The following is a 20,099-nucleotide window of genomic DNA, read 5'->3' as shown; positions in this document are numbered from 1 at the left end:
CACATGAAGCGGCCGCCGCGCCCGATGGCACGGCGGCCTCTTCACGTCGGCGCTACCTGAGCGCGGCGAGCGCCTTCACGAGGTCGAACAGATAATCGCGCCCATCGTACAGCGAGCGCACGGCGATGCGCTCGTTGAGCCCGTGCGCGCCGTTGCCATCGGGATCGCCCCACATGCCCGGCACGCCGTATGTCGGGATGCCCGCCGCACCGGTATAGACGGCGTCGGTCGCCCCGGTAGACATTGTCGGCACCAGCGGCACGCCGGGGAAATGCTGCGCGAGAAGCTTCTCCGCCGTCCCCACGATCCGTGGATCGAGCGGGGGTGACTTTGCGATCGGCTTGTCCCTGACCGCCGGTTCGATGCGGATCGCCGAATTGCCGATAGCCGCGGCAAGCGCGGCCTGGGTCTCCTCGGCGGTGCGCCCCGGGAACATCCGGCAGTTGACGTTGGCGGTGACCGTTTGCGGCAGGGCGTTGAGCGCGTGCCCGCCGTCGATCAGCGTCGCGACGCAGGTCGTGCGCAGCATCGAGTGCAGCATCTTGTCCTTGTCGACCACCGCCAGCGCAGACGCGTCAGCCGGGTTGGCGGCAAGCGCAACCATCGCCTTGCCCGTCTCGTCGGGCCGCAGTGCGCCGGCCTTGGCGAAGAACGCACGGGTCGTGTCGGTAAACTCGGCCGGGAACTCGTGTTCGCGAATGCGCACGAGCGCATCGGCCATGTCGTAGATCGCATTGGCGCGCACCGGCTGCGAGCTGTGCCCGCCGGGGTTGGTCGCGGTCAGGGTAAAGTCCTGGTAGGCCTTCTCGCCAACCTGCAGCGACTGGACGAGGAGCTTGCCCTTGCCGTCGCTGCGTCCGCCGCCACCTTCGTTGAGCGCGAATTCGGCATCGATCAGGGCGCGCTGGTTCTTCGCCAGCCACTCCGCCCCGTTGAACGCGCCCGAGGTTTCCTCGCCGCAGGTCAGCGCCATCTTCACGGTGCGGCGCGGCTTGTAGCCCGACTGCGCAAAGCGGGAGAGCGTATCGACCCAGACCGATGCCATCGCCTTGTCGTCGATCGCTCCGCGCGCATAGAAATAGCCGTTTTCCTCCACCAGCGTGAACGGGTCGCGGGTCCAGTCCTCGCGTTTGGCCTCGACCACGTCGATGTGCGCGAGCAGCAGGATCGGCTTCGCCTTCCTGGCGGTGCCCGGATATACCGCGACCAGCCCGCCTTCCTTCGGATGCGCCGGATCGGTGAAGATTGTCAGCTGGTCGTCCTTCATCCCCGCCGCCTTGAGCCGCGCCGCCATCCGCCGGGCGGCCAGCGTGCAGTCGCCGGCCGAGAGCGTGGTGTTGGTCTCCACCAGCTCGCGGTACGTCTCGCGGAAGGCTGCCTGGTCGGGCCGCAGCGGGGCGTCGGCGGCGTGGAGCGAGGCGGGAAGCGTGCAGCCCAGGGCGAGGGCGGCGAGGGTCTTGCGCATGCGGGTCTTTCTCCTTGAACCGGCGGCATTTCACCAGCTTTCGCGTACCTTGGAAAGGACCCTCGCCGCCTGTGCAAAAAGCGCCCGTTTCGCTTGGGTTTTGCGCCCGCAGTGCCTATAGGCTCGCTATGTCCGAAACACCCGAAAACACCCCGAACCAGAACGCATACGGCGCGGATTCGATCAAGGTCCTCAAGGGCCTCGACGCGGTCCGCAAGCGCCCCGGCATGTACATTGGCGACACCGACGATGGCTCGGGCCTGCACCACATGGTTTTCGAGGTGTCCGACAACGCCATCGACGAAGCACTGGCCGGGCACTGCGACCTGGTATTGATCGAACTCAACCCCGATGGCTCGGTCTCGGTCGAAGACAACGGCCGCGGCATTCCCACCGGCATCCACGCCGAGGAAGGCGTTTCGGCGGCGGAGGTCATCATGACCCAGCTCCACGCCGGCGGCAAGTTCGAGAACACCAGCGACGACAACGCCTACAAGGTCTCTGGCGGGCTTCACGGCGTCGGCGTCTCGGTGGTCAACGCGCTGTCGGAATGGCTCGAGCTGACCATCTGGCGCGACGGCGAGGAGCACTGGATGAAGTTCGCCCACGGCGACGCGGTGGAATCGCTGCGCGTCGTCGGTCCCGCGCCCGAAGGGAAGAAGGGCACCCGCGTGACCTTCCTCGCCAGCACGGACACATTCAAGAACGTCACCGAGTTCGATTTCGAGAAGCTCGAGCACCGGTACCGCGAGCTCGCCTTCCTCAATTCGGGCGTGCGCATCCTTCTGCGCGACAAGCGTCACGAGGAGATCAAGGAACACGACCTCTACTACGAGGGCGGGATCGCCGCGTTCGTCCGCTACCTCGACCGCAACAAGGTCGCCCTGCTGCCCGATCCGATCGCGATCAGCAGCGAGCGCGACGGCATCGGCATCGACGTCGCGCTCGAATGGAACGACAGCTATTACGAGAACGTCCTGTGCTTCACCAACAACATCCCGCAGCGTGACGGCGGCACCCACCTCGCTGCGTTCCGCGCCGCGCTGACCCGCACGCTCAACAGCTATGCGGAGAAATCGGGCCTGCTGAAGAAGGAAAAGGTCAACCTTTCCGGCGAGGACATGCGCGAAGGCCTGACCGCGATCGTCTCGGTCAAGCTGCCCGATCCCAAGTTCTCGTCGCAGACCAAGGACAAGCTGGTCAGCTCCGAGGTGCGCCAGCCGCTCGAAAGCCTGATGGCCGACCGGATGCTGCAGTGGCTCGAGGAGAACCCGGCCAACGCCAAGCAGGTCATCCAGAAGGTGATCGACGCCGCCGCGGCGCGCGAGGCGGCCCGCCGTGCCCGCGAACTGACCCGGCGCAAGGGGGCGATGGACATCGCCAGCCTGCCCGGCAAGCTCGCCGATTGCCAGGAGCGCGATCCGTCGAAGTGCGAACTGTTCCTGGTCGAGGGCGACTCGGCAGGCGGTTCGGCCAAGCAGGGGCGCGACCGCCATTACCAGGCGATCCTGCCGCTCAAGGGCAAGATCCTCAACGTCGAGCGCGCGCGGTTCGACCGGATCATCGGCTCGAAGGAAGTCGGCACGCTGATCCAGGCCATGGGCACCGGCATCCGCGACGAGTTCAATCTCGACAAGCTGCGCTATCACAAGATCGTCATCATGACCGACGCCGACGTCGACGGCGCGCACATCCGCACCCTGCTGCTGACGTTCTTCCACCGCCAGATGCCCGAGATCATCAAGGCCGGGCACCTCTTCATTGCCCAGCCGCCGCTGTACAAGGTCGCCAAGGGTCGCAGCGAGGTCTACCTTAAGGACAACGACGCGCTCGACCGCTACCTCGTCGAGGCAGGTCTCGCGGGACGGATCCTTGAGACTGCGGGCGGCGCGCGCAGCGGTGCGGACCTGGCCGAACTGGTCGAGCAGGCCCGGCGGATGCGCAGCCTGATGGCTTTTGTCCCCAACCGCTATGACCAGGGCATCGTCGAGGCGCTGGCGCTGGCCGGCGCGCTCGCCCCGGACCTCGACCGCGCCGGACGCGAAGCGGCGCTGGTGCTTTCGACCCAGTGGCTGGACCGCGGCGACCGCGAGGCGAAGTGGACCGCGCAGCTTTCCGAAGATGGCGGCTACCACATCCAGCGGCTGTGGCGCGGGGTCACCGACCACCACATCATCGAGGCCGCGTTCCTCACCAGCGCCGAGGCCCGCAAGCTCGCCCGCCTCTCCGCAGAGGTCGCCGAGGTCTATGCCCAGCCCGCGTTCCTCGTGAAGGGCGGCGCGGCGGCGGCAGAGCCCGAGCCGGCCGAAACCGAGGATGGCGAGGGCGATCTCCCCGCCGAAACCGCCACGCGCCGCGGGCCGGGTAAGGACGGCATCACCCGTCCTTCTCAGTTGCTCGATGCGGTGCTCGCCAGCGGGCGCAAGGGCCTCGCGATCTCGCGCTACAAGGGCCTCGGCGAAATGAACGCGGATCAGCTCTGGGCAACCACACTCGACCCGGAAAACCGCGTCTTCCTTCAGGTCAAGGTCGAGGATGCCGACGTCACCGACGAGATCTTCACCCGCCTGATGGGCGACGTCGTCGAACCGCGCCGCGACTTCATCCAGGAAAACGCGCTGAACGTGGCGAATTTGGACGTGTGATTGTGTCACGCAACCGCAAATTGCGGTTGCGTGACACGCACGATAGGCAGACGATCCGGGCCGTGAGGCAAGGGGAGATGCCGCATGGTCAAACCGGTCAAGTTCGCGCACGTGGTCTACCAGACGCGGCGCTATGACGAGATGATCGCCTGGTACGAGAACGTGTTCGAGGCGCGGGTCGTCCACCGCGATCCGGGGCTGGCGTTCCTCACTTACGACGACGAACACCACCGCTTCGCCTTCGCCAACCTCGACGTGATCAACCCCGGCGGCTCACCCGATGCGCGCGGGGAGATCGGCACCAACCACGTCGCCTACACCTATGCCGATACCGGCGCGCTGCTCGATACCTACGCGCGGCTCAAGGCGGCGGGGGTCGAGCCGTACTGGCGGATCCACCACGGCACCACGCTGTCGCTCTACTACCGCGATCCGGACGGCAACCGGATGGAGTTCCAGGTCGACGCGCTGCCGATGGAGAAGGCGATGCGGTTCATGGAGAGCGAGGCCTTCCACGCCAATCCGGTGGGGGTCGAGTGGGACCCGGAAGCGTGGATCGCCCGGCGTGCCGAAGGTGCGTCAGAGGCCGAACTGCTGGCGCTGCCCCCGGGTCCGCCAAGTCCGATCCCGGTGGCACACGGCTTCGGCTAAGCCGCCCGCAACCCCGCCACGCCCCTGGCCCCGCGGTCCTGCGCGGAAAGGCCGTCGAACACCGCGTCGATGATCCGGGCGAGCTTGTCTTCGTTCAGCTTGGGCATGATGGTCTCCATCGCCCCGATATTGACGTAGACCGAGACCATCTGGTTGACGAGGCTCAACGCCTCGTCGACCTCGAGCCCGGCGAAGTAACCTTCGCCCATCGCCTCGGCGATGATCTCGGACAGGTAATGGTCACCAAGGTCCACATAGGAGCGGACCAGCTCGAAATTCTCACGGCCGAGTTCGGCGTACGTGCCGAACGCGATCGGGTCGCGCTCCCATTCGGCCTTCATCCGGATAAAGCGGCGGGCGAAGAATTCGAACATCTTGCGCCGCGGGGGAAGGTCGCTGGCAATGACCTCTTCCATGATCGCGACCTTCGGCTGGAACCAGTGCTCGGCCACTGCCTCGATCAGATCCTCGCGGCTTTCGAAGTAACGCTGGAGACCGGACACGGCCATGCCGGCGCGGCCGGCGATCTCGGCCATGCTGAGGGCGGAGCTGCCGCGTTCCTCGATCATGGTGACGACGATACTGAGCAGCCGCTGCCGACCGGCTTCGAAATCAGATTGCTCGCGCGTCATGGCGGCGGCGTTCCTCCCTGGGGTTTCGCCAATCTAGGATAGGCTTCGCGCCGCTTCAATGACCGGTGGGCCATGAAGTTTGCCTTCAACTTGCAACCTCGCTCGGCTAGGCGGTTTCAGACGTTACCACTGCCTCGAGAGTCGCTTCCCCGCATGATCCGCACCCCCCGTTTTGCGCGCGCGCTCGCGCTCGCCGCTCCCGTGTTCCTTTCGGCCTGCGCCGCGCCGATGGCGGGCTCCTCCGCGAGCCGCCCGGTCGAAGTGGGAATCGTCGCGCTCAACGACTTTCACGGCGCGCTCGAAGCGCCGAACCAGTCGGTCCCGGCGGTCCAGCCCGACGGGACCGTGGTGCCCGTCCCGGCCGGCGGCGCAGCGTGGCTGGCGAGCGCGGTGGATACGGTACGGGCCAAGTATCCCAACCACGTGACCGTCGCGGCGGGTGACCTGATCGGCGGCTCGCAGCTGACCTCGTCACTGTTCCTCGATGAGCCGGCGGTGAGCGTGATGAGCCGCATCGGGCTCGACTTCAACGCGGTCGGCAACCACGAGTTCGACGCGGGCGTCGACGAGCTGGTCCGCAAGCAGACCGGCGGCTGTACCCAGTACACGATGAAAAAGCCGTGCCAGGTCGAACCGTTCAAGGGTGCGAGCTTCGCGTTCCTCGCCGCCAACGTCGTCAGGAAGGACGGCAGCGGCACCCTCTTCCCCGCGACCGCGCTGAGGAGCTTCGGCACCGGCAGGAACAAGGTCACCGTCGGCCTGATCGGCCTGACCCTCAAGGGCACCGACAGCCTCGTCTCGCCCGATGCGATCGCCAGCGTGCGTTTCGAGGACGAGGCGGCGACGATCAACGCGCTCGTTCCGCAGCTGAAGGCCAAGGGCGCCGACGCGATCGTCCTCCTGATCCACCAGGGCGGCCGCACTACCGGCAAGCCCGACCCATCCGGCTGCGAGGGCCTCAACGGCGATATCCTGCCGATCCTCGACCAGCTCAGCGCGCAAGTCGACGTGGTCGTATCGGGCCACACCCACTGGGCCTATGTCTGCGATTACGGCAAGATCAATCCGGCCAAGCCGTTCCTGCTGACCAGCGCCGGGGTGTTCGGCGAGCTGATCACCGACATCCGCATCGCGATCGATCCCAAGAGCGGCAAGGTCGTCGCCAAGGACGCGCGGCAGGTGATCGTGCAGAGCCCCGGGTATGCCAACGCGCGCGGCGATATCCGCGCCACCGCGCTCTACCCGCAGTTCCAGCCCCGCGCCGACATCGCCGAATACGTCGCCAAGTATAGCGCGGCGGCGAAGGAGTTCACCCAGCGCCCCGTGGGCAAGCTCGCCGGAATCGCCGAGCGCCCGAACGGCGACGCATCGCGCACTGGCGGACCGCTCGGCAACCTGATCGCCGACGCCCAGCTCGCAGCGACGAAATCGGCGGGCGCGCAGATCGCGTTCATGAACCCGTTCGGGATCCGCAGCCCGAGCATCCTGATCCCCGCGCCCGATGGCGGCCTCACCTTCGGCCAGCTCTATGCGATCCAGCCGTTCAACAACACGCTGGTGACCCAGTCGCTGACCGGTGCGGAGATCAAGACGGTGCTCGAGCAGGGGCTCGACGAAAACGGGCCGTTCCAGCTGCTCAGCCCGTCGCAGGGGTTCGCCTACAGCTTCGACGTGACCCGGCCCAAGGGCGAGCGGATCGTGTCGATCACCTTTCTCGGCGCGCCGCTCGACATGGCGAAGACCTACCGCGTCACCACCAACAGCTTCCTCGCCAGTGGTGGTGACAGTTACACCCTGCTCGCGCAGCAGCGGGCCGCCGTGCAGGGTATGCCCGACATCGACGCGCTCGAAGCCTGGCTGAAGGCGGAGCCCGCCCGCGCCGTTCCGATGGAAAACCGGGTAAGCGACCTCAACCCGGCCGCCACCCCGCCCAAGCCGCCGACGATCAACGGCATCATCAAGTAAGTCTTACCCGAACAGCCACCGGCCGAGCAGGCGGTCGAAGGGGAAGGTGAAAAACCCGGCGATCAGCAGCGCGCCGATCACCATGCCGCGCACCGCGCCGCGATGGCGCTTCCAGTCGTGCCGCCGTGCGGCGATGACGATCAGCGGCACTTGGATCAGCGTCCACACCGACAGGATATGGATCACGCTGAACCCGCCGCGCCCGATCAGGCGGATGAACAGGCTGTCGAACGCGGTCAGCGCCATCGCCGTGACCCAGACGTAGCCGAGCTTGCGATGGCGCGGCGTCCCTCGCCGCTGCCACAGCAGCACTGGGGTCAGGACCAGCGCGACGGCGATGGTCGCGAGGTGGAACCACACCACCGGCGGGATCTTCGCCCAATCGGCCGATCCACGGGCGATGGCGGCCAGCATCGCCGCGAGTACCACCAGCGCGCCTGCACCAAGAACGTAGTCGCTCCGCCCCGGCGCGAGAAGCGCGGTCTTCGACGAGTCGTGCATGGTCAGCCCTTCTTCGGCGGCCAGGGAATGAAGCCCGAGGTCCGCGCGACATACTCGGCGTAGCCCGGCCGCGACTTGGCTAGCCCCTTTTCGAGCAGAGGCTTGCCCGACCACTTCGTGAGGGTGAAGGTCAGGAACAGCGGCCCGATCACGCCAACCGCCGCCACCGGCCAGCCGGCATCGGCCGAGGCCATCCAGATCCCCCACCACACGCAGGCATCGCCGAAGTAGTTGGGATGTCGGGTGTAGCGCCACAGCCCCGTGTCGAGCACCTTGCCCTTGCATGCCGGGTCGTTGCGGAACCGGGTCAGCTGCGCATCGCCGACCGTCTCGAACACGATCCCGACGAGCCACAGCGCCCCGCCGGCCCAGGCCAGCGGCCCTAGCGGCGCGGGCGCCGTGCTCGCGAAGATGCCGAGCTGCGCAGGCAGGCAGGTCAGCCACAAGAGCAGCGCCTGCGTCGCGAACACCCCGAACGCCGCGCGGGCATAGCGGCCCTGCGCCTTGGCTTTGCCGAGCATCTTCGCATAGCGCGGGTCCTCACCCGCCTTCCGCCAGCGGATGAACAGGTGGGTGCCGAGCCTGATGCCCCAGATCGCCGCCATCGCCGCGATCACCCCGGCGCGGTGCCCCGGCTGCGGCACGAGGGTCCAGGCGAACAGCGCGGTCGCGGCCATGCCGTATCCCCACACCGCATCGATGAAGCTGACGTCCCTGATCCGCGCCGCGACCAGCCACAGCAGAGTCATGCCGACCGCGACGAACGCCGCGGTCGAGCCAAGCTGGACGAACAGAAGGTCATGCATCGGCGCGTTCTCCCTCGATGAGCTTGTCGAAGTCCTTGATCCCCTTGTCCGGGTGCTTCGGCGTGCAGCTCCGATAGAATTCGGCGATCTTGCGCATGTCGGCGGGGTAATCGCCCGTCGGCATGATCGCCGGCCCGAGCCCGCCGGTCTTGGTGCCGTAATCCATCAGCCCGCAGACCATCGGCACCTTCGCGGCCAGCGCAATGTGGTAGAACCCCGTCCGCCACGTACGCACGGCGCCGCGGGTGCCCTCCGGCGCGATGGTGAGCATGAAGCGCTTCCGGCGGGCGAACTCGTCGACCATCGCCTGGACATAGTTGTGTCCGCCGGAACGGTCGACCGCGACGCCGCCCATGTCGCGCATGAAGCGGCCCATCGGCCAGCGGAACAGGCTTTTCTTGGCCATGAAATGCGCCCGGATGCCGAGCGCGTCGGTCAGTCCGAGGTAGTAGAGGAAATCCCAGTTCGAGGTGTGCGGCGCGGCGATGATCACGCAGCGGCCATCGGCAGGCGGTGCGCCTACCGCCTTCCACCCGCGCGCCCGGTAGAGCCACAGCAGCAGGCGCCGCACCACCAGCGACAGCAGCATGGGCCGGCGGCTTTCCACCAGCGTGCCCGGTCCCGTCTCGGCCTCGTCCATCCCGTTGTCTCCCCGCCGCAATCTCTGCGCGAAGGCGGAGCGGCCCGCAAGTGGAACCGAGCGGCGCACGGCCGGTTGAACTCCAGTTATGCGACGTAATTTCAAGGCACTTCGTTGACCCCCCGCTGGCCCAGCGTGCTGTGGGTCGTGCGCCACGGGCAAAGCGCGGGCAACGTCGCCCGCGACCTCGCGACCGAGGCGGGCGAGCTGCGCATCGACCTGACCCACCGCGACGTCGACGTGCCGCTCTCCCCGCTGGGGCGCGAGCAGGCCGACGCGCTCGGCCGGTGGTTCGCCACCGCGCACGAGGATGGCCGGCCCGAAGTCATGCTTGCCTCGCCCTATGTCCGCGCGGTCGAGACCGCCGAACGCTTCCGCGCGGCCGGCGGGTGCCCGGCGGAGGAACGCATCTGCATCGACGAGCGGCTGCGCGAGAAGGAATTCGGCATCCTCGACGGGTTGACCCCGCAAGGCATCCACGCCCTGCAGCCCGATCAGGCGGCGTTCCGCAAGCTGCTCGGCAAGTTCTACCACCGCCCGCCCGGCGGCGAATCGTGGGCCGACGTGATCTTCCGTCTGCGCGCGCTGCTGGACACGGTTTCGCTCCACTACGGCGGACGGCGCGTGATGATCGTCGCCCACCAGGTCGTCGTATTGTGCCTGCGCTATGTGATCGAGAACCTCTCCGAGTCGGAGATCCTCGCGATCGACCGCGAGGCCGACGTCGCCAACTGCGCAATCACCGAATACCGCTTCGACCCCGCGCACGGCCGCGACGGCGGGCTGGTACTCGCCCGCTACAACATCACCGCCCCGATGGAGCGCGAGGATACCGAAGTCACCCAAGCCCCCGACAAGATGGTTGCCGCGCGTGGCTGAGGCGATTGCCCTCGACAGCGACTGGCTGCGCGAGAACCCGTTGCCCCGTCCCGACAACGGCGCCGACAAGAACGCGCGCGGCCGCGTGCTGGCGATCGGCGGGTGCCGGTTCGTGCCGGGCGGCATCCTCCTCACCGCCGAGGCCGCGCTGCGTGCAGGCGCGGGCAAGGTCCAGGTGGCGACGATCGAAAGCGCGGCAATTCCGGTCGGCATCGCCATGCCCGAGGTCGGGGTGATCGCGCTGGGCGAAAAGGACGGCGAGATCGCCGGAGATGGTTTCGTCGAAGGGCTTGCCCGCTGCGATGCGGTGATCGCCGGACCCGCGATGGGCTGCGCCACGGCGGCGGGGGCGCTCGCCGACATTCTTCTGGCCACCTCGGGCGAGGCCGAACTGGTGCTGGATGCCGCGGCCCTGATGTCCGCCACCGGGCGCCGGGCGGCCATCGCGAACCGCAGGACGCCAGCGGTACTCACGCCCCATGTCGGCGAAATGGCCGCGCTCTTGGGCGAAGACGGCGATGCCATCGAAGCCGACCGGGCCGGCGCGATCACCCGGGCGGCGCGGGATTATGGCGCGATCGTCGTTCTGAAGGGCCCGACCTCGCTGGTCGCCGAGCCCGGCGGGCGGCTGTTCGCCTATGCCGGCGGCGGCGTCGGCCTCGCCACCGGGGGTTCGGGCGACGTTCTCGCCGGGATCGTCGCAGGCCTTGCCGCGCGGGGGGCCGATCCGCTGTGCGCGACGCTGTGGGCGGTGTGGCTCCACGGCGAGGCCGGGCGGCGCTGTTCGGAGCAGATGGGCCCGCTCGGGTTCATGGCGCGCGAACTGCTCGCGCATGTGCCGGGGCTAATGCGGGCGTTTTGATGATTCGCCCACCCCCCGCCCCCTCCCGCAAGCGGGAGGGGGAGATCAGAAAGTGATTTTCAGGTTAGCCCGGCCAGTCCTCCTCCCGCTCGCGGGAGGGGTTAGGGGTGGGCCCGGACACTACGCCGCGTAAGCCGCTTCGTCCTCGTCCGGCCACCGCTCCAGCCGCGGCGCGCCCGCGTGGAGGAACAGCGCCGGAAGCTTTGCCAGCATCAGCGACTTGTGGATGCAGAAGTCGGCCCAGCGCTCCTGCCAGCGCGCGGTGACGCGGCCGTTGGCGGTAAGCCAGGTGTGGTAGGGGATCCAGTGATCGGGTTCATCCTTTTCGACGATCCGGAACAGCCGGGTCATGACCGGGTCGGAGAGGATATGCTTGTTCTTCAGCAGGATCTCGACCTGCGTCATGCCGCGCTGCTCGGTCAGCATGATCACCCGGCAGAGCTTCTCGAACTCGTCGCCGTCGGCAATGATCGCCTGGGTATCGAGGTCCTCGATAGTGCAGTTGAACACCCGCTGGATGAAGTGGTCGATATGCCCGCAGGTGCGATCGACCTTCAGCGGCATGCGCCCCTGTCGCTCGAACCAGCGGCGGAACATCGTGTAGTGCTTGCGCTCGTCACCGCGGTGCTTCTCGACCGCGGCAATGAATTCGTGCTCGTCAGGGCAGCGCGCTCGCACGGCTTCAAGCACCCGGTCGAGCGAGGTGTAGCCCCGGTGCTCGTTGTAGATGTAGATCGACGCGAGCACGTCGAGGAACCGTTCGCGGAACGACGCGATGACTGTCATTCCACGAAATCTGGCACGATTGCGGTTACTTGGCGAGTTCCGTTTCGATCGCCGCCACGAGCTCGGGATCGTCCGGCGTCACCGTCGGCGCGAAACGGGCGGCGACCGAACCGTCCTTCGCAATCAGGAACTTCTCGAAATTCCACAAAACCTCCGGGTCCGGGTTCGGGGTCATCCCGAATCCGCGCAGGCGCTCGCGAAACGCCTCGGGATTGCCGCGCTTGTCTGGCACTGCTGCCGTGAGCGCCGCGTAGAGCGGCTGCTTGCCTTCGCCGACGACGCTCGCCTTGGCGAACAGCGGAAACGAAACGTTGAACCCCGTCTCGCAGAACTTCGCGATCTCCTCGTCGGTTCCCGGCTCCTGCGCGCCGAAGTCGTTCGCGGGGAAGCCGAGCACCTCGAAGCCCTTGTCGCCATAGGTCTTCTGCAGCGATTCCAGCCCCGAGTATTGCGGGGTGAGGCCGCACTGCGAGGCGGTGTTGACCACCAGCAGGACCTTGCCGCGATGCGCGCCGATGCTGTCGGGCGAGCCGTCGTTACGGGTCAGGGCGATGTCGGGAAGCGGCTGGGCCATGGTGTCATCCTCTGAAGACTTGCGATTCGCTTTCGATGATACCGATCAATCGGCGGAAAGCATCGCGACAAGATGGCCCGCCGCGTCGGCGAAGTCCTCGCGGAATTCCTGCACCACCGCCCGGGCCGAGCGGACCTGCTCGACGAGGCCGACGCCCTGCCCGACGAAGTAACTGACCAGCGCCTTTGCCTCCCCGTTCCCGCCGGCCACGGACTTCTCGATCCGGGCGAAGGCGGGCTCGGAGACCATGCCCATCAGCGGCATCGGCAGCGTGCCGGGGCTGTCTGGCCCCTCCCACGCCTCATGCCACGCGGTCCTCAGCTGGCGTGCGGGCTTGCCGGTGCGGCTCTTCGAGCGGACGGTATCGCGCGAGCGGGCGGCGACCATCTTTTCGCGGAAAGTCTCGCTGGTTTCGGCCTCGGTGGTGGCGAGCCAGACCGACCCGGTCCACGCGCCCGCCGCGCCCATCGCCATCATCCCGGCCATCTGGCTCCCGGTCATGATCCCGCCTGCGGCGAGCACCGGGGTGACATAGCCGGCCCCGCGCAGCGCGCGCACGACCTCGGGGATGAGCACAATCGTCGCGACCTCGCCGCAGTGGCCGCCAGCCTCGCCGCCTTGCGCGACAATAATGTCGACCCCCGCTGCGGCCTGGCGCAGCGCGTGCTCCTTGGCCCCGACCAGCGCCGCGACGGGCACGCCGTGCTGGCGGCCCAGCCGGATCATCTCCGGCGGCGCGATGCCGAGCGCGTTGGCAATCAGCCTGATCGGATGGCGGAAGGCCACCTCGAGCAGGGCGAGGCCGTTCTCTGGCGTGATCCCGATTCGCTCGCGCAGCACCTCGGCGGCTTCCGCGTCGTCGGTGGTGACGCCGTACTGCGCGAGGATCCCCGCGGCGAAGTCCCGGTATTCGGGCGCAATCGCGGCCGAGCGGGACCTGTTGTCGGCCAGGTCGGCAACGCGCGGGTCGATGGTTTCTGGCACCAGTACATCGACGCCATAGGGCGCGCCGTCGATGTGTTCGTCGATCCAGGCGAGTTCGACCTCGAGCTGCTCGGGCGTGAATCGGGTCGCGCCGAGCACGCCGAAGCCGCCCGCCTTGCTTACCGCGACCACGACGTCGCGGCAGTGGCTGAACGCGAACAGCGGGAATTCGCAGCCGGTCATCCGGCAGATCGGGTTGTCCATCGCGGGGCTCGTCCTCTCGTCTCGCCGGCCCTCTGTCGGGGCATCGGCATCGGAAGGGATCAAATCATACCTTTGGGTATAATGCCAGCGCGATCGTCACCCGGTGCGGTAGTCCGCGGTGATCCGCCCGGCCGCCGCAAGCTCCTCCTCGTGGCTCGCCTCGCGCCAGGTTTCGGCAAGCGCCTCGGCCTCCCACTGGCGCATCGCCGGGTGATCGAGCACCCGCTCGACCCGAGCCGCGCCGTGGCCGACCTCGAGGCCGTAGGTCCGCACGCGGAACGCCACCGGCGCGAAAAATGCGTCAAGCGCGGTGAATGCCGGCCCTGCCAGCCACGGCCCGCCGAAGCGGGAAAGCCCATCCTCGAACAGCTCGCGCACCCGCGCGACATCGCGCTGCAGCGCCGGGCGCATCGGGTTGGGCGCGACGCGGACGCCGACGTTCATCGTGCAGTCGTTGCGCAAGGCCGAGAACCCGCCGTGCATCTCGGCCACGCCCGACATGGCAAATGCCCGCGCCGCCTCGTCCGCCGGCCACACGCCCGGATGGCGCTCGGCGAGGTAGAGGACGATGCCGAGCGAGTCCCACACGGTGCGCGCCCCATCGAGCAGCACGGGGACCTGGCCTGTCGGCGAGAACTCGCGAAACTCGTCGTAGTTGGTAGGCCTCGTGAACGGCTCGAGCCGGTCGGCGAAGGGGATGCCCAGTGCCTTCATCAGCATCCACGGGCGCAGCGACCAGCTCGAGTAGTTCCGGTTGGCGGTGATCAGGGTGTAGGTCATGCGGCCTCGCCGATGCGAACAAAGACCCTCGCTACTTGCCCACCCCCAGCCCCTCCCGCAAGCGGGAGGGGAGCGAGACTTGCGCTTGCGCAGCAAGCGCTAGTCGCAGCGGGGTGGGTCTGACCCTACTCCACGTAATGCGCAGTCGTCTTCGCGCGGACGTCTTCCGCGGTCACCCCCGGTGCGCATTCGACCAGGCGGAACGGCGAGTCGTGGTCGGGTCGCTGGAACACGGCGAGGTCGGTGATCACCATGTCGACCACGTTGCGCCCGGTCAGCGGCAGGGTGCACGCCGGGATGAACTTGGCCGAGCCGTCCTTGGCGACATGCTCCATCACCACGATGATCTTCTTGACCCCGGCAACGAGGTCCATCGCGCCGCCCATGCCCTTGATCATCTTGCCGGGCACCATCCAGTTGGCGATGTCCCCGGTTTCGGAGACTTCCATTCCGCCGAGCACGGTCAGGTCGATCTTGCCGCCGCGGATCATCGCGAAGCTCTGGGCGCTGTCGAAATAGGCCGAGTGGGGCAGCTGGCTGATCGTCTGCTTGCCGGCGTTGATCAGGTCGGCGTCGATCTCGTCCTCGGTCGGGAACGGGCCGATCCCGAGCATGCCGTTTTCCGACTGGAGCGTGACCATCATCCCCGCCGGGATGTGGTTCGCGACCAGCGTCGGGATGCCGATGCCGAGGTTGACGTAGTATCCGTCGCGCAGCTCCTTCGCGGCGCGCGCGGCCATCTCGTCGCGGGTCCAGCCCGCCTTCAGTCCATCGTGCCTGGTCATCAGCCCATATCCGTCGTGCGAGTGGTGCGGAACTCGATCTTCTTGTCATAGGGCGCGCCCACGATCATCCGGTGGACATAGACGCCCGGCAGGTGGATCGCATCGGCGTCGAGCGCCCCGGCAGGGACGACTTCCTCGACCTCGACCACGCAGACCTTGCCGCAGGTCGCGGCCGGCACGTTGAAATTGCGCGCGGTCTTGCGGAATACGACGTTGCCGGTCTCGTCCGCCTTCCACGCCTTGACCACCGCGAGGTCGGCGACGATCCCGCACTCGAGGATGTACTCCTGCCCGTCGAAGACCTTGCTCTCCTTGCCCTCGGCCACCAGCGTGCCGACGCCGGTCTTGGTATAGAAGCCCGGGATCCCCGCGCCGCCGGCGCGCATCCGTTCGGCCAGGGTGCCCTGCGGACAGAACTCGACTTCAAGCTCGCCGGCAAGGTACTGGCGCTCGAACTCCTTGTTCTCGCCGACGTAGCTGGCGATCATCTTCCTGACCTGCCGGGTTCGCAGCAGCTTCCCGATGCCTTCGTTGTCGATGCCGGCATTGTTCGATGCAAAGGTCAGGTCCTTGACCCCGCTGTCGCGGATTGCGTCGAGCAGGCGCTCGGGGATGCCGCAGAGGCCGAAGCCGCCGCTGGCGATGAGGAGCCCGTCGCGCAGCAGCCCGTCGAGGGCGGCGGCGGCATTCGGGTAGAGCTTGCTGGACATCGGGTCGTGTCTCCCTGTTCGCGCCAAGCCTAGCGTAATCGAGCAATCACGACTAATGATTGTTTTTTGGCTATTTCGATAAGGATTGGTGATGAAACGCATCGCCATCTACCATCTCGAGACGCTCCTCTGGATCGCCAGGCTCGGCACGTTCCGCGCGGCGGCGGAGCGGCTCGGCACGACCCAGCCGGCGATCTCGGCGCGGGTGCGCGAGATCGAGGCGCAGCTGGGGATCGAGGTGTTCCGCAAGGAGGGTCGCCGGATGGTCCTCACCGCGCGCGGGCGCAACCTCGTGCAGGACTGCGAACCGCTGTGGGCGGGCCTCGAAACCGCGCTGCTGCGCGCCGGGGGCTTTGCCGGGGCCAGCGGGGTGGTGCGCATCGCCACCGGGGAAATCGCGGCGGCGAGTTGTCTCCCGCGTTTCGTCGAGGGCGTGGAGCGCGACCTCCCCGGCGTGACCCTGGAAATCGAGCTCGACCTCACCGCACGGATGCTCCAGCAGCTCCTTTCGGCCACTTGCGACATTGCGTTCCTGGCCGGGCCGGTGGCGAGCCCCGGGGTGCGGACAACCGGGATCGGCGCGGTCGAGCTGGTCTGGGTCGCCAGCCGGGAGACCGCCGCGGCAGGCGGCTTCGCCCGGACCTTGCCGGTGTGGTCGATCCCCAGCCATTCGCCGATCCACGGGGCGATGCTCGATTCGCTGGAGAGCGGGGGCATCGCCTCCGGTCCCATCAACACCTGCAACAACGTTCGCACGCTCGTCGAGATCGTCCGCTGCGGCGGCGGCGCGGCCGTGCTGCCCGAGACCATGATCCGCGGCGAACTAGCACGCGGCGAGCTGGTCGAGGTGCTCCCCCGCCCAGCCCGCGCGATCCGCTTCGAAGCCGCGATCCGGGCCAGCGAACGCGACCCGGTGATCCTCGAGCTGTTCCGCCGCGCGGGCGAACTGCGGATCGACGGGGAGCCGCAGCAGCCACCGCCTTACAAAGCGCCGTCACCCTGAACTTGTTTCAGGGTCCCGTTGAGGGCGTCGGCGCGGCTTGAGACTGCGGGCGGCCTTTCGGCACGGTGGCGCCTCGGCTCCAGTTGGCAGGGCAGGTCTTTGAGGCGACCCTGAAACGAGTTCAGGGTGACGGAGGGTGAAAGGGAAACGCGCCTGCCGCTTCACCCGTGGTCCCGGACCCGATCCAGGACTTCGCGTCAGCCCAGCGCCAGCCCTACCGCCTTGCCCAGATCCGCCAGCGCCTGTTCGCCGCTGGTCACCTTGATCGCGTGCATCCCCAGCGCCGCCGCCGGCTTGCAGTTGATGCCGAGGTCGTCGAGGTAGACACAACTCGCCGGTTCCAGCCCCAGCTTCTCGCACATCATCAGGTAGATCCGCGGATCGGGCTTGCGCACCCCGGCTTTGCTCGATTCGATGACGTGCTCGAACCGGGCGAAGATCTGCTCGATTTCGTCGGCGCGGTCGGCGCTGCGGGCCATCCCGGCGCCATGGCCGGCAGGCACGTTGTTGGTGATGCAGCCGAGCCGGTAGCCCGCCGCCTTCAACTGGTCGAGCGCCCGCACCATTGCCGGGCGGACCGCGCCGGCGAGCACCCCCAGCACCGACGCGCCGTCAAGCTCGTGGCCGAGCGCCCGCGCCTCGGCGGCGAACAGTTCGTCGAAACGCGCGGCGTCGATCTCGGACCGTTCGAACAGCGCCCAGGCGTTGCTGTCGGGGTTGGCCGCGTTGATCCGGCGGATGAAGTCGCGCGGCAACCCGCGCTCGGCCTCCAGCCGGTTGAAAGCCTCGAACGGGGACGAGGTGATCACCCCGCCAAAATCGAACACCACCGCCGCGAACGCCATCAGCCTCTCCTTATTTCGGCTCGCCATAGCCGCGCCGCGCCCGTTCGCAACACCAAGGCCGCGAATTGACCTCGATCATTTCGCTTCGGTCCGATCCGGAGGATAACTGCCCTGCCCCCGACGCAAGGGGGCGGCTGATCCAGGAGGCCACGATGCGCTCGATCCTTTGCCCCGCCGATTCGGCCGACAGCTTCGACTGCCGGCTGGAAACCGCGCTCGCGCTTGCCCGCACCACCAGCGGGCACCTTACGCTGCAGATCGCGACGCCGCTCGCCCAGATCGCCGCATGGGAGCCGTTCGGCGGCGCGGCGCTGTCCGCGGCCGCGATCGCCCAGGCCCGCGACGACGACGACAAGCTGGCGGCGTCGCTCAACGCCAGGCTCGCGCCGCAGGACGTGCCGTTCGATGTCCAGCAGGCCGACGAAGGCCGGATCGACGCGCTTGCCAGTGCCTCGCGCCTCGCCGACGTCACGGTGATGAGCATCGCCGACCCGGCGCTCGAGGAAGTCGCGCTGACCGTGCGCTGCCCGGTCCTCGCCGTGCCGGGGGACCGGCCGATGACCGACTTCACCGGGCCGGCGCTGGTGGCGTGGGACGGCGGGCACGAATCCGCCAACGCCCTGCGCGCGGCGCTGCCGCTGCTCCGCCTCGCCCGCCCGGTCCATGTCCTGACCGTGCGCGAGAAAGCCAGCGACTTCCCGCCGACCGAGGCGCTGCGCTACCTCTCGCGCCACGAGGTTCACGCCGAATTGCACGAGGTTCCGGCGAACGGACCGATCTCCGCCACGATTGCCGAGACCGCCCAGCGTCTGGGCGCGGGGCTGATCGTGATGGGGGTGTTCGGGCACAGCCGCCTGCGCGAACTGCTGCTCGGCGGCGTCTCGCGCGAACTGCTCGAGCGAAGCAAGGTGCCGCTGCTGCTGGCGCATTGAGCAAGGCGGCGCTAGACCGCGTTCCCGAACACAGGGGCAAGGAAAGGCGTCGCATGAAACCGATCACCCCGCTCGTCCTTATTGCGCTGGCGCTGGCCGGCTGCTCGCGCGAACCCGCGCCGGAGCCCCTCCCCAGCGACAGCGCGGTCGAAGCGCCACCCGCCATGGCCTCGGCCCTGCCCTCTGAAACGCCGGAAAGCGCTCCGCCGCAAATCGCGGCGCCCAAGCTGCCGGAAAAGTTCCGCGCCACCGGGACTGAGCCGTTCTGGGGCGCCGAAGTCGCCGGAAGCACCTTGCGCTACAGTACGCCCGAGTTTCCGGAAGGCACGCCGGTCCCGGTCACCCGCAACGTGAAGGACGGCGCAGTGGTGTTTTCGGGCACGATCGACGGCAAGCCGATCGAACTCGCCGTTACCGCCGGTCCGTGCAGCGACGGGATGAGCGACACGATCTATCCGTGGAGCGCCTCGCGCACCATCGGCCCGGACATCGAACGCGGCTGCGCCCGCGAATGACAAACATCAAAAGGGGAGAGACCATGAAGAACGCCATCTTCGCCGCGCTGCTGCTGGCCTCGGCCGCAAGCCAGCCACTCGCGGCCAAGCCCGCCGACTACGCCGCGGTCGTCGCCGACCCGGCTCGGGGCAAGGCGAATATCGCGATGGACGAGGGGCGGATGCCCGCTGCGGTGCTTGACTTCGCCGGGTTCAAACGCGGCGACGTGGTGGCCGACTTCCAGGCCGGCGGCGGGTACTACACCGAACTCCTCTCGCGCGTGGTCGGGACCAGGGGCCGGGTCTACGCCATGAGCCAGCCCAACTTCTGGGAGGCGGAGACCTGGAACCCGCTCCTTGCCAGCCATCGCAATGTCACCCCGCTGGTCGCAGCGGGCGACGCGCTGCAGCTTGCCCCGGGCAGCGTCGACGGGATCTTCGCGCACCTCGTCTTCCACGATCTCTACTGGGTTTCGGAGAAGTACCAGCACCCCCGGCTCGACGTGAACGAGGTCGTCCGCGGCTGGTTCGCGGCAGTGCGACCCGGCGGGCGGGTGGTGATCGTCGACCATGCCGCCGATGCGGGCAGCAATCCGTGGGAGTCGGTCGACAAGCTGCACCGCATCGACCCGGCCGTGGTCCGCGCCGATCTTGAGCGCGCGGGTTTCGTGCTCGAGGCACAGAGCGACGTGTTGCACCGCAGCAGCGATGACCACAGCAAGGGTGTTTTTGACCAATCAGTTAGAGGTAAAACCGACCGGTTCATGATGCGATTCCGCAAACCTGTCCAGTAATTGCGGGGTTTTGCGACTTTGATTGCAAAATTTGCAACTCGGATTCCTCATTTCGCACTTGCACAAAAATCCGAGTCGGATCATAAAGAACCTGCCTTTCAGGCATCCTCTCCCAAAACTTCCAGGCCCGGACGGCAACGTCCGGGCCTTTTTTTGTCCATG

Annotated in this window: 21 protein-coding genes; 9 read left to right on the top strand and 12 right to left on the bottom strand. The window is 67.7% G+C overall.

Annotated features, from left to right (window positions below):
* Positions 1-52: 52 nt before the first annotated feature.
* Positions 53-1,465: a M20/M25/M40 family metallo-hydrolase gene (locus AC3WLD_RS04975; RefSeq protein ID WP_492555825.1), complete on the bottom strand. Its 1,413-nt coding sequence runs from the start codon at positions 1,463-1,465 to the stop codon at positions 53-55.
* A 128-nt stretch (positions 1,466-1,593) separates the two neighbouring features.
* On the opposite strand from AC3WLD_RS04975, the gene gyrB reads away from it, so the two are divergent.
* Together gyrB and AC3WLD_RS04965 are read left to right on the top strand one after the other, a co-directional pair.
* Complete coding sequence (gene gyrB, locus AC3WLD_RS04970) at positions 1,594-4,110, top strand: DNA topoisomerase (ATP-hydrolyzing) subunit B (RefSeq protein WP_492555824.1); 2,517 nt, start codon at positions 1,594-1,596, stop codon at positions 4,108-4,110.
* A gap of 84 nt (positions 4,111-4,194) precedes the next feature.
* Positions 4,195-4,761, top strand: coding sequence for a VOC family protein (locus tag AC3WLD_RS04965; protein WP_492555823.1), 567 nt, complete (start codon positions 4,195-4,197; stop codon positions 4,759-4,761).
* Here the strand turns inward: AC3WLD_RS04965 and AC3WLD_RS04960 are convergent.
* On the bottom strand, positions 4,758-5,393 hold the full coding sequence (locus AC3WLD_RS04960; protein ID WP_492555822.1) for a TetR/AcrR family transcriptional regulator: 636 nt from the start codon (positions 5,391-5,393) through the stop codon (positions 4,758-4,760). The genes AC3WLD_RS04965 and AC3WLD_RS04960 overlap by 4 nt on opposite strands.
* A 153-nt stretch (positions 5,394-5,546) precedes the next feature.
* Here AC3WLD_RS04960 and AC3WLD_RS04955 point away from each other — a divergent pair, with 153 nt between their 5' ends.
* Positions 5,547-7,358 (top strand): bifunctional metallophosphatase/5'-nucleotidase, encoded by a 1,812-nt coding sequence (locus AC3WLD_RS04955; RefSeq protein WP_492555821.1) that lies wholly within the window; start codon positions 5,547-5,549, stop codon positions 7,356-7,358.
* 3 nt (positions 7,359-7,361) lie between these two features.
* On the opposite strand, the gene AC3WLD_RS04950 is transcribed toward AC3WLD_RS04955, so the two are convergent.
* The 3 genes from AC3WLD_RS04950 to AC3WLD_RS04940 are packed head-to-tail and all read right to left on the bottom strand — an operon-like array spanning position 7,362 to position 9,374.
* On the bottom strand, positions 7,362-7,859 hold the full coding sequence (locus tag AC3WLD_RS04950) for a DUF2306 domain-containing protein (protein ID WP_492555820.1): 498 nt from the start codon (positions 7,857-7,859) through the stop codon (positions 7,362-7,364).
* A gap of 2 nt (positions 7,860-7,861) precedes the next feature.
* Positions 7,862-8,665, bottom strand: coding sequence for a DUF1295 domain-containing protein (locus AC3WLD_RS04945; RefSeq protein WP_492555819.1), 804 nt, complete (start codon positions 8,663-8,665; stop codon positions 7,862-7,864).
* A complete protein-coding gene (locus AC3WLD_RS04940) occupies positions 8,658-9,374 on the bottom strand; it encodes a lysophospholipid acyltransferase family protein (protein WP_492555818.1) in 717 nt (238 codons plus the stop codon). The genes AC3WLD_RS04945 and AC3WLD_RS04940 overlap by 8 nt, the downstream gene beginning before the upstream one ends.
* A gap of 45 nt (positions 9,375-9,419) precedes the next feature.
* Here AC3WLD_RS04940 and AC3WLD_RS04935 point away from each other — a divergent pair, with 45 nt between their 5' ends.
* Together AC3WLD_RS04935 and AC3WLD_RS04930 are read left to right on the top strand one after the other, a co-directional pair.
* Positions 9,420-10,184, top strand: a complete 765-nt coding sequence (locus AC3WLD_RS04935; protein WP_492555817.1) for a histidine phosphatase family protein — start codon at positions 9,420-9,422, stop codon at positions 10,182-10,184.
* Positions 10,177-11,046: an NAD(P)H-hydrate dehydratase gene (locus AC3WLD_RS04930; protein ID WP_492555816.1), complete on the top strand. Its 870-nt coding sequence runs from the start codon at positions 10,177-10,179 to the stop codon at positions 11,044-11,046. Before AC3WLD_RS04935 ends, AC3WLD_RS04930 begins: the two co-directional genes overlap by 8 nt.
* 120 nt (positions 11,047-11,166) lie before the next feature.
* Here the strand turns inward: AC3WLD_RS04930 and AC3WLD_RS04925 are convergent, their stop codons facing one another.
* The 6 genes from AC3WLD_RS04925 to AC3WLD_RS04900 all read right to left on the bottom strand — a co-directional run bounded on the left by AC3WLD_RS04925 (position 11,167) and on the right by AC3WLD_RS04900 (position 15,869).
* Entirely contained in the window at positions 11,167-11,832 is a 666-nt protein-coding gene (locus AC3WLD_RS04925; protein ID WP_492555815.1) for a ferritin-like domain-containing protein, read from the bottom strand.
* Positions 11,833-11,857: 25 nt separating this feature from the next.
* Positions 11,858-12,406, bottom strand: coding sequence for a glutathione peroxidase (locus tag AC3WLD_RS04920; protein WP_492555814.1), 549 nt, complete (start codon positions 12,404-12,406; stop codon positions 11,858-11,860).
* A 45-nt stretch (positions 12,407-12,451) separates the two neighbouring features.
* Entirely contained in the window at positions 12,452-13,594 is a 1,143-nt protein-coding gene (locus AC3WLD_RS04915) for a nitronate monooxygenase (RefSeq protein WP_492555813.1), read from the bottom strand.
* Positions 13,595-13,690: 96 nt separating this feature from the next.
* On the bottom strand, positions 13,691-14,374 hold the full coding sequence (locus AC3WLD_RS04910) for a glutathione S-transferase family protein (protein WP_492555812.1): 684 nt from the start codon (positions 14,372-14,374) through the stop codon (positions 13,691-13,693).
* Between the two features lie 125 nt (positions 14,375-14,499).
* Entirely contained in the window at positions 14,500-15,159 is a 660-nt protein-coding gene (locus AC3WLD_RS04905) for a 3-oxoacid CoA-transferase subunit B (protein WP_492555811.1), read from the bottom strand.
* Positions 15,159-15,869, bottom strand: coding sequence for a CoA transferase subunit A (locus tag AC3WLD_RS04900; protein ID WP_492555810.1), 711 nt, complete (start codon positions 15,867-15,869; stop codon positions 15,159-15,161). Before AC3WLD_RS04900 ends, AC3WLD_RS04905 begins: the two co-directional genes overlap by 1 nt.
* 91 nt (positions 15,870-15,960) lie before the next feature.
* Here AC3WLD_RS04900 and AC3WLD_RS04895 point away from each other — a divergent pair, with 91 nt between their 5' ends.
* Positions 15,961-16,872: a LysR family transcriptional regulator gene (locus tag AC3WLD_RS04895; RefSeq protein WP_492555809.1), complete on the top strand. Its 912-nt coding sequence runs from the start codon at positions 15,961-15,963 to the stop codon at positions 16,870-16,872.
* A gap of 197 nt (positions 16,873-17,069) precedes the next feature.
* On the opposite strand, the gene AC3WLD_RS04890 is transcribed toward AC3WLD_RS04895, so the two are convergent.
* Complete coding sequence (locus tag AC3WLD_RS04890) at positions 17,070-17,717, bottom strand: HAD-IA family hydrolase (RefSeq protein ID WP_492555808.1); 648 nt, start codon at positions 17,715-17,717, stop codon at positions 17,070-17,072.
* Positions 17,718-17,869: 152 nt separating this feature from the next.
* Here AC3WLD_RS04890 and AC3WLD_RS04885 point away from each other — a divergent pair, with 152 nt between their 5' ends.
* Genes AC3WLD_RS04885 through AC3WLD_RS04875 form a run of 3 tightly spaced genes read left to right on the top strand, consistent with a single transcriptional unit; the run spans position 17,870 to position 19,937 of the window.
* Complete coding sequence (locus tag AC3WLD_RS04885) at positions 17,870-18,649, top strand: universal stress protein (protein ID WP_492555807.1); 780 nt, start codon at positions 17,870-17,872, stop codon at positions 18,647-18,649.
* Positions 18,650-18,702: 53 nt separating this feature from the next.
* Complete coding sequence (locus AC3WLD_RS04880; RefSeq protein WP_492555806.1) at positions 18,703-19,164, top strand: COG3650 family protein; 462 nt, start codon at positions 18,703-18,705, stop codon at positions 19,162-19,164.
* A gap of 23 nt (positions 19,165-19,187) precedes the next feature.
* Positions 19,188-19,937 (top strand): class I SAM-dependent methyltransferase, encoded by a 750-nt coding sequence (locus AC3WLD_RS04875; RefSeq protein WP_492555805.1) that lies wholly within the window; start codon positions 19,188-19,190, stop codon positions 19,935-19,937.
* Positions 19,938-20,099 lie beyond the last annotated feature (162 nt).

It is taken from the genome of Novosphingobium sp. FW305-C-111, assembly GCF_058783565.1.
This window is presented reverse-complemented; position numbering and strand designations above follow the sequence as displayed.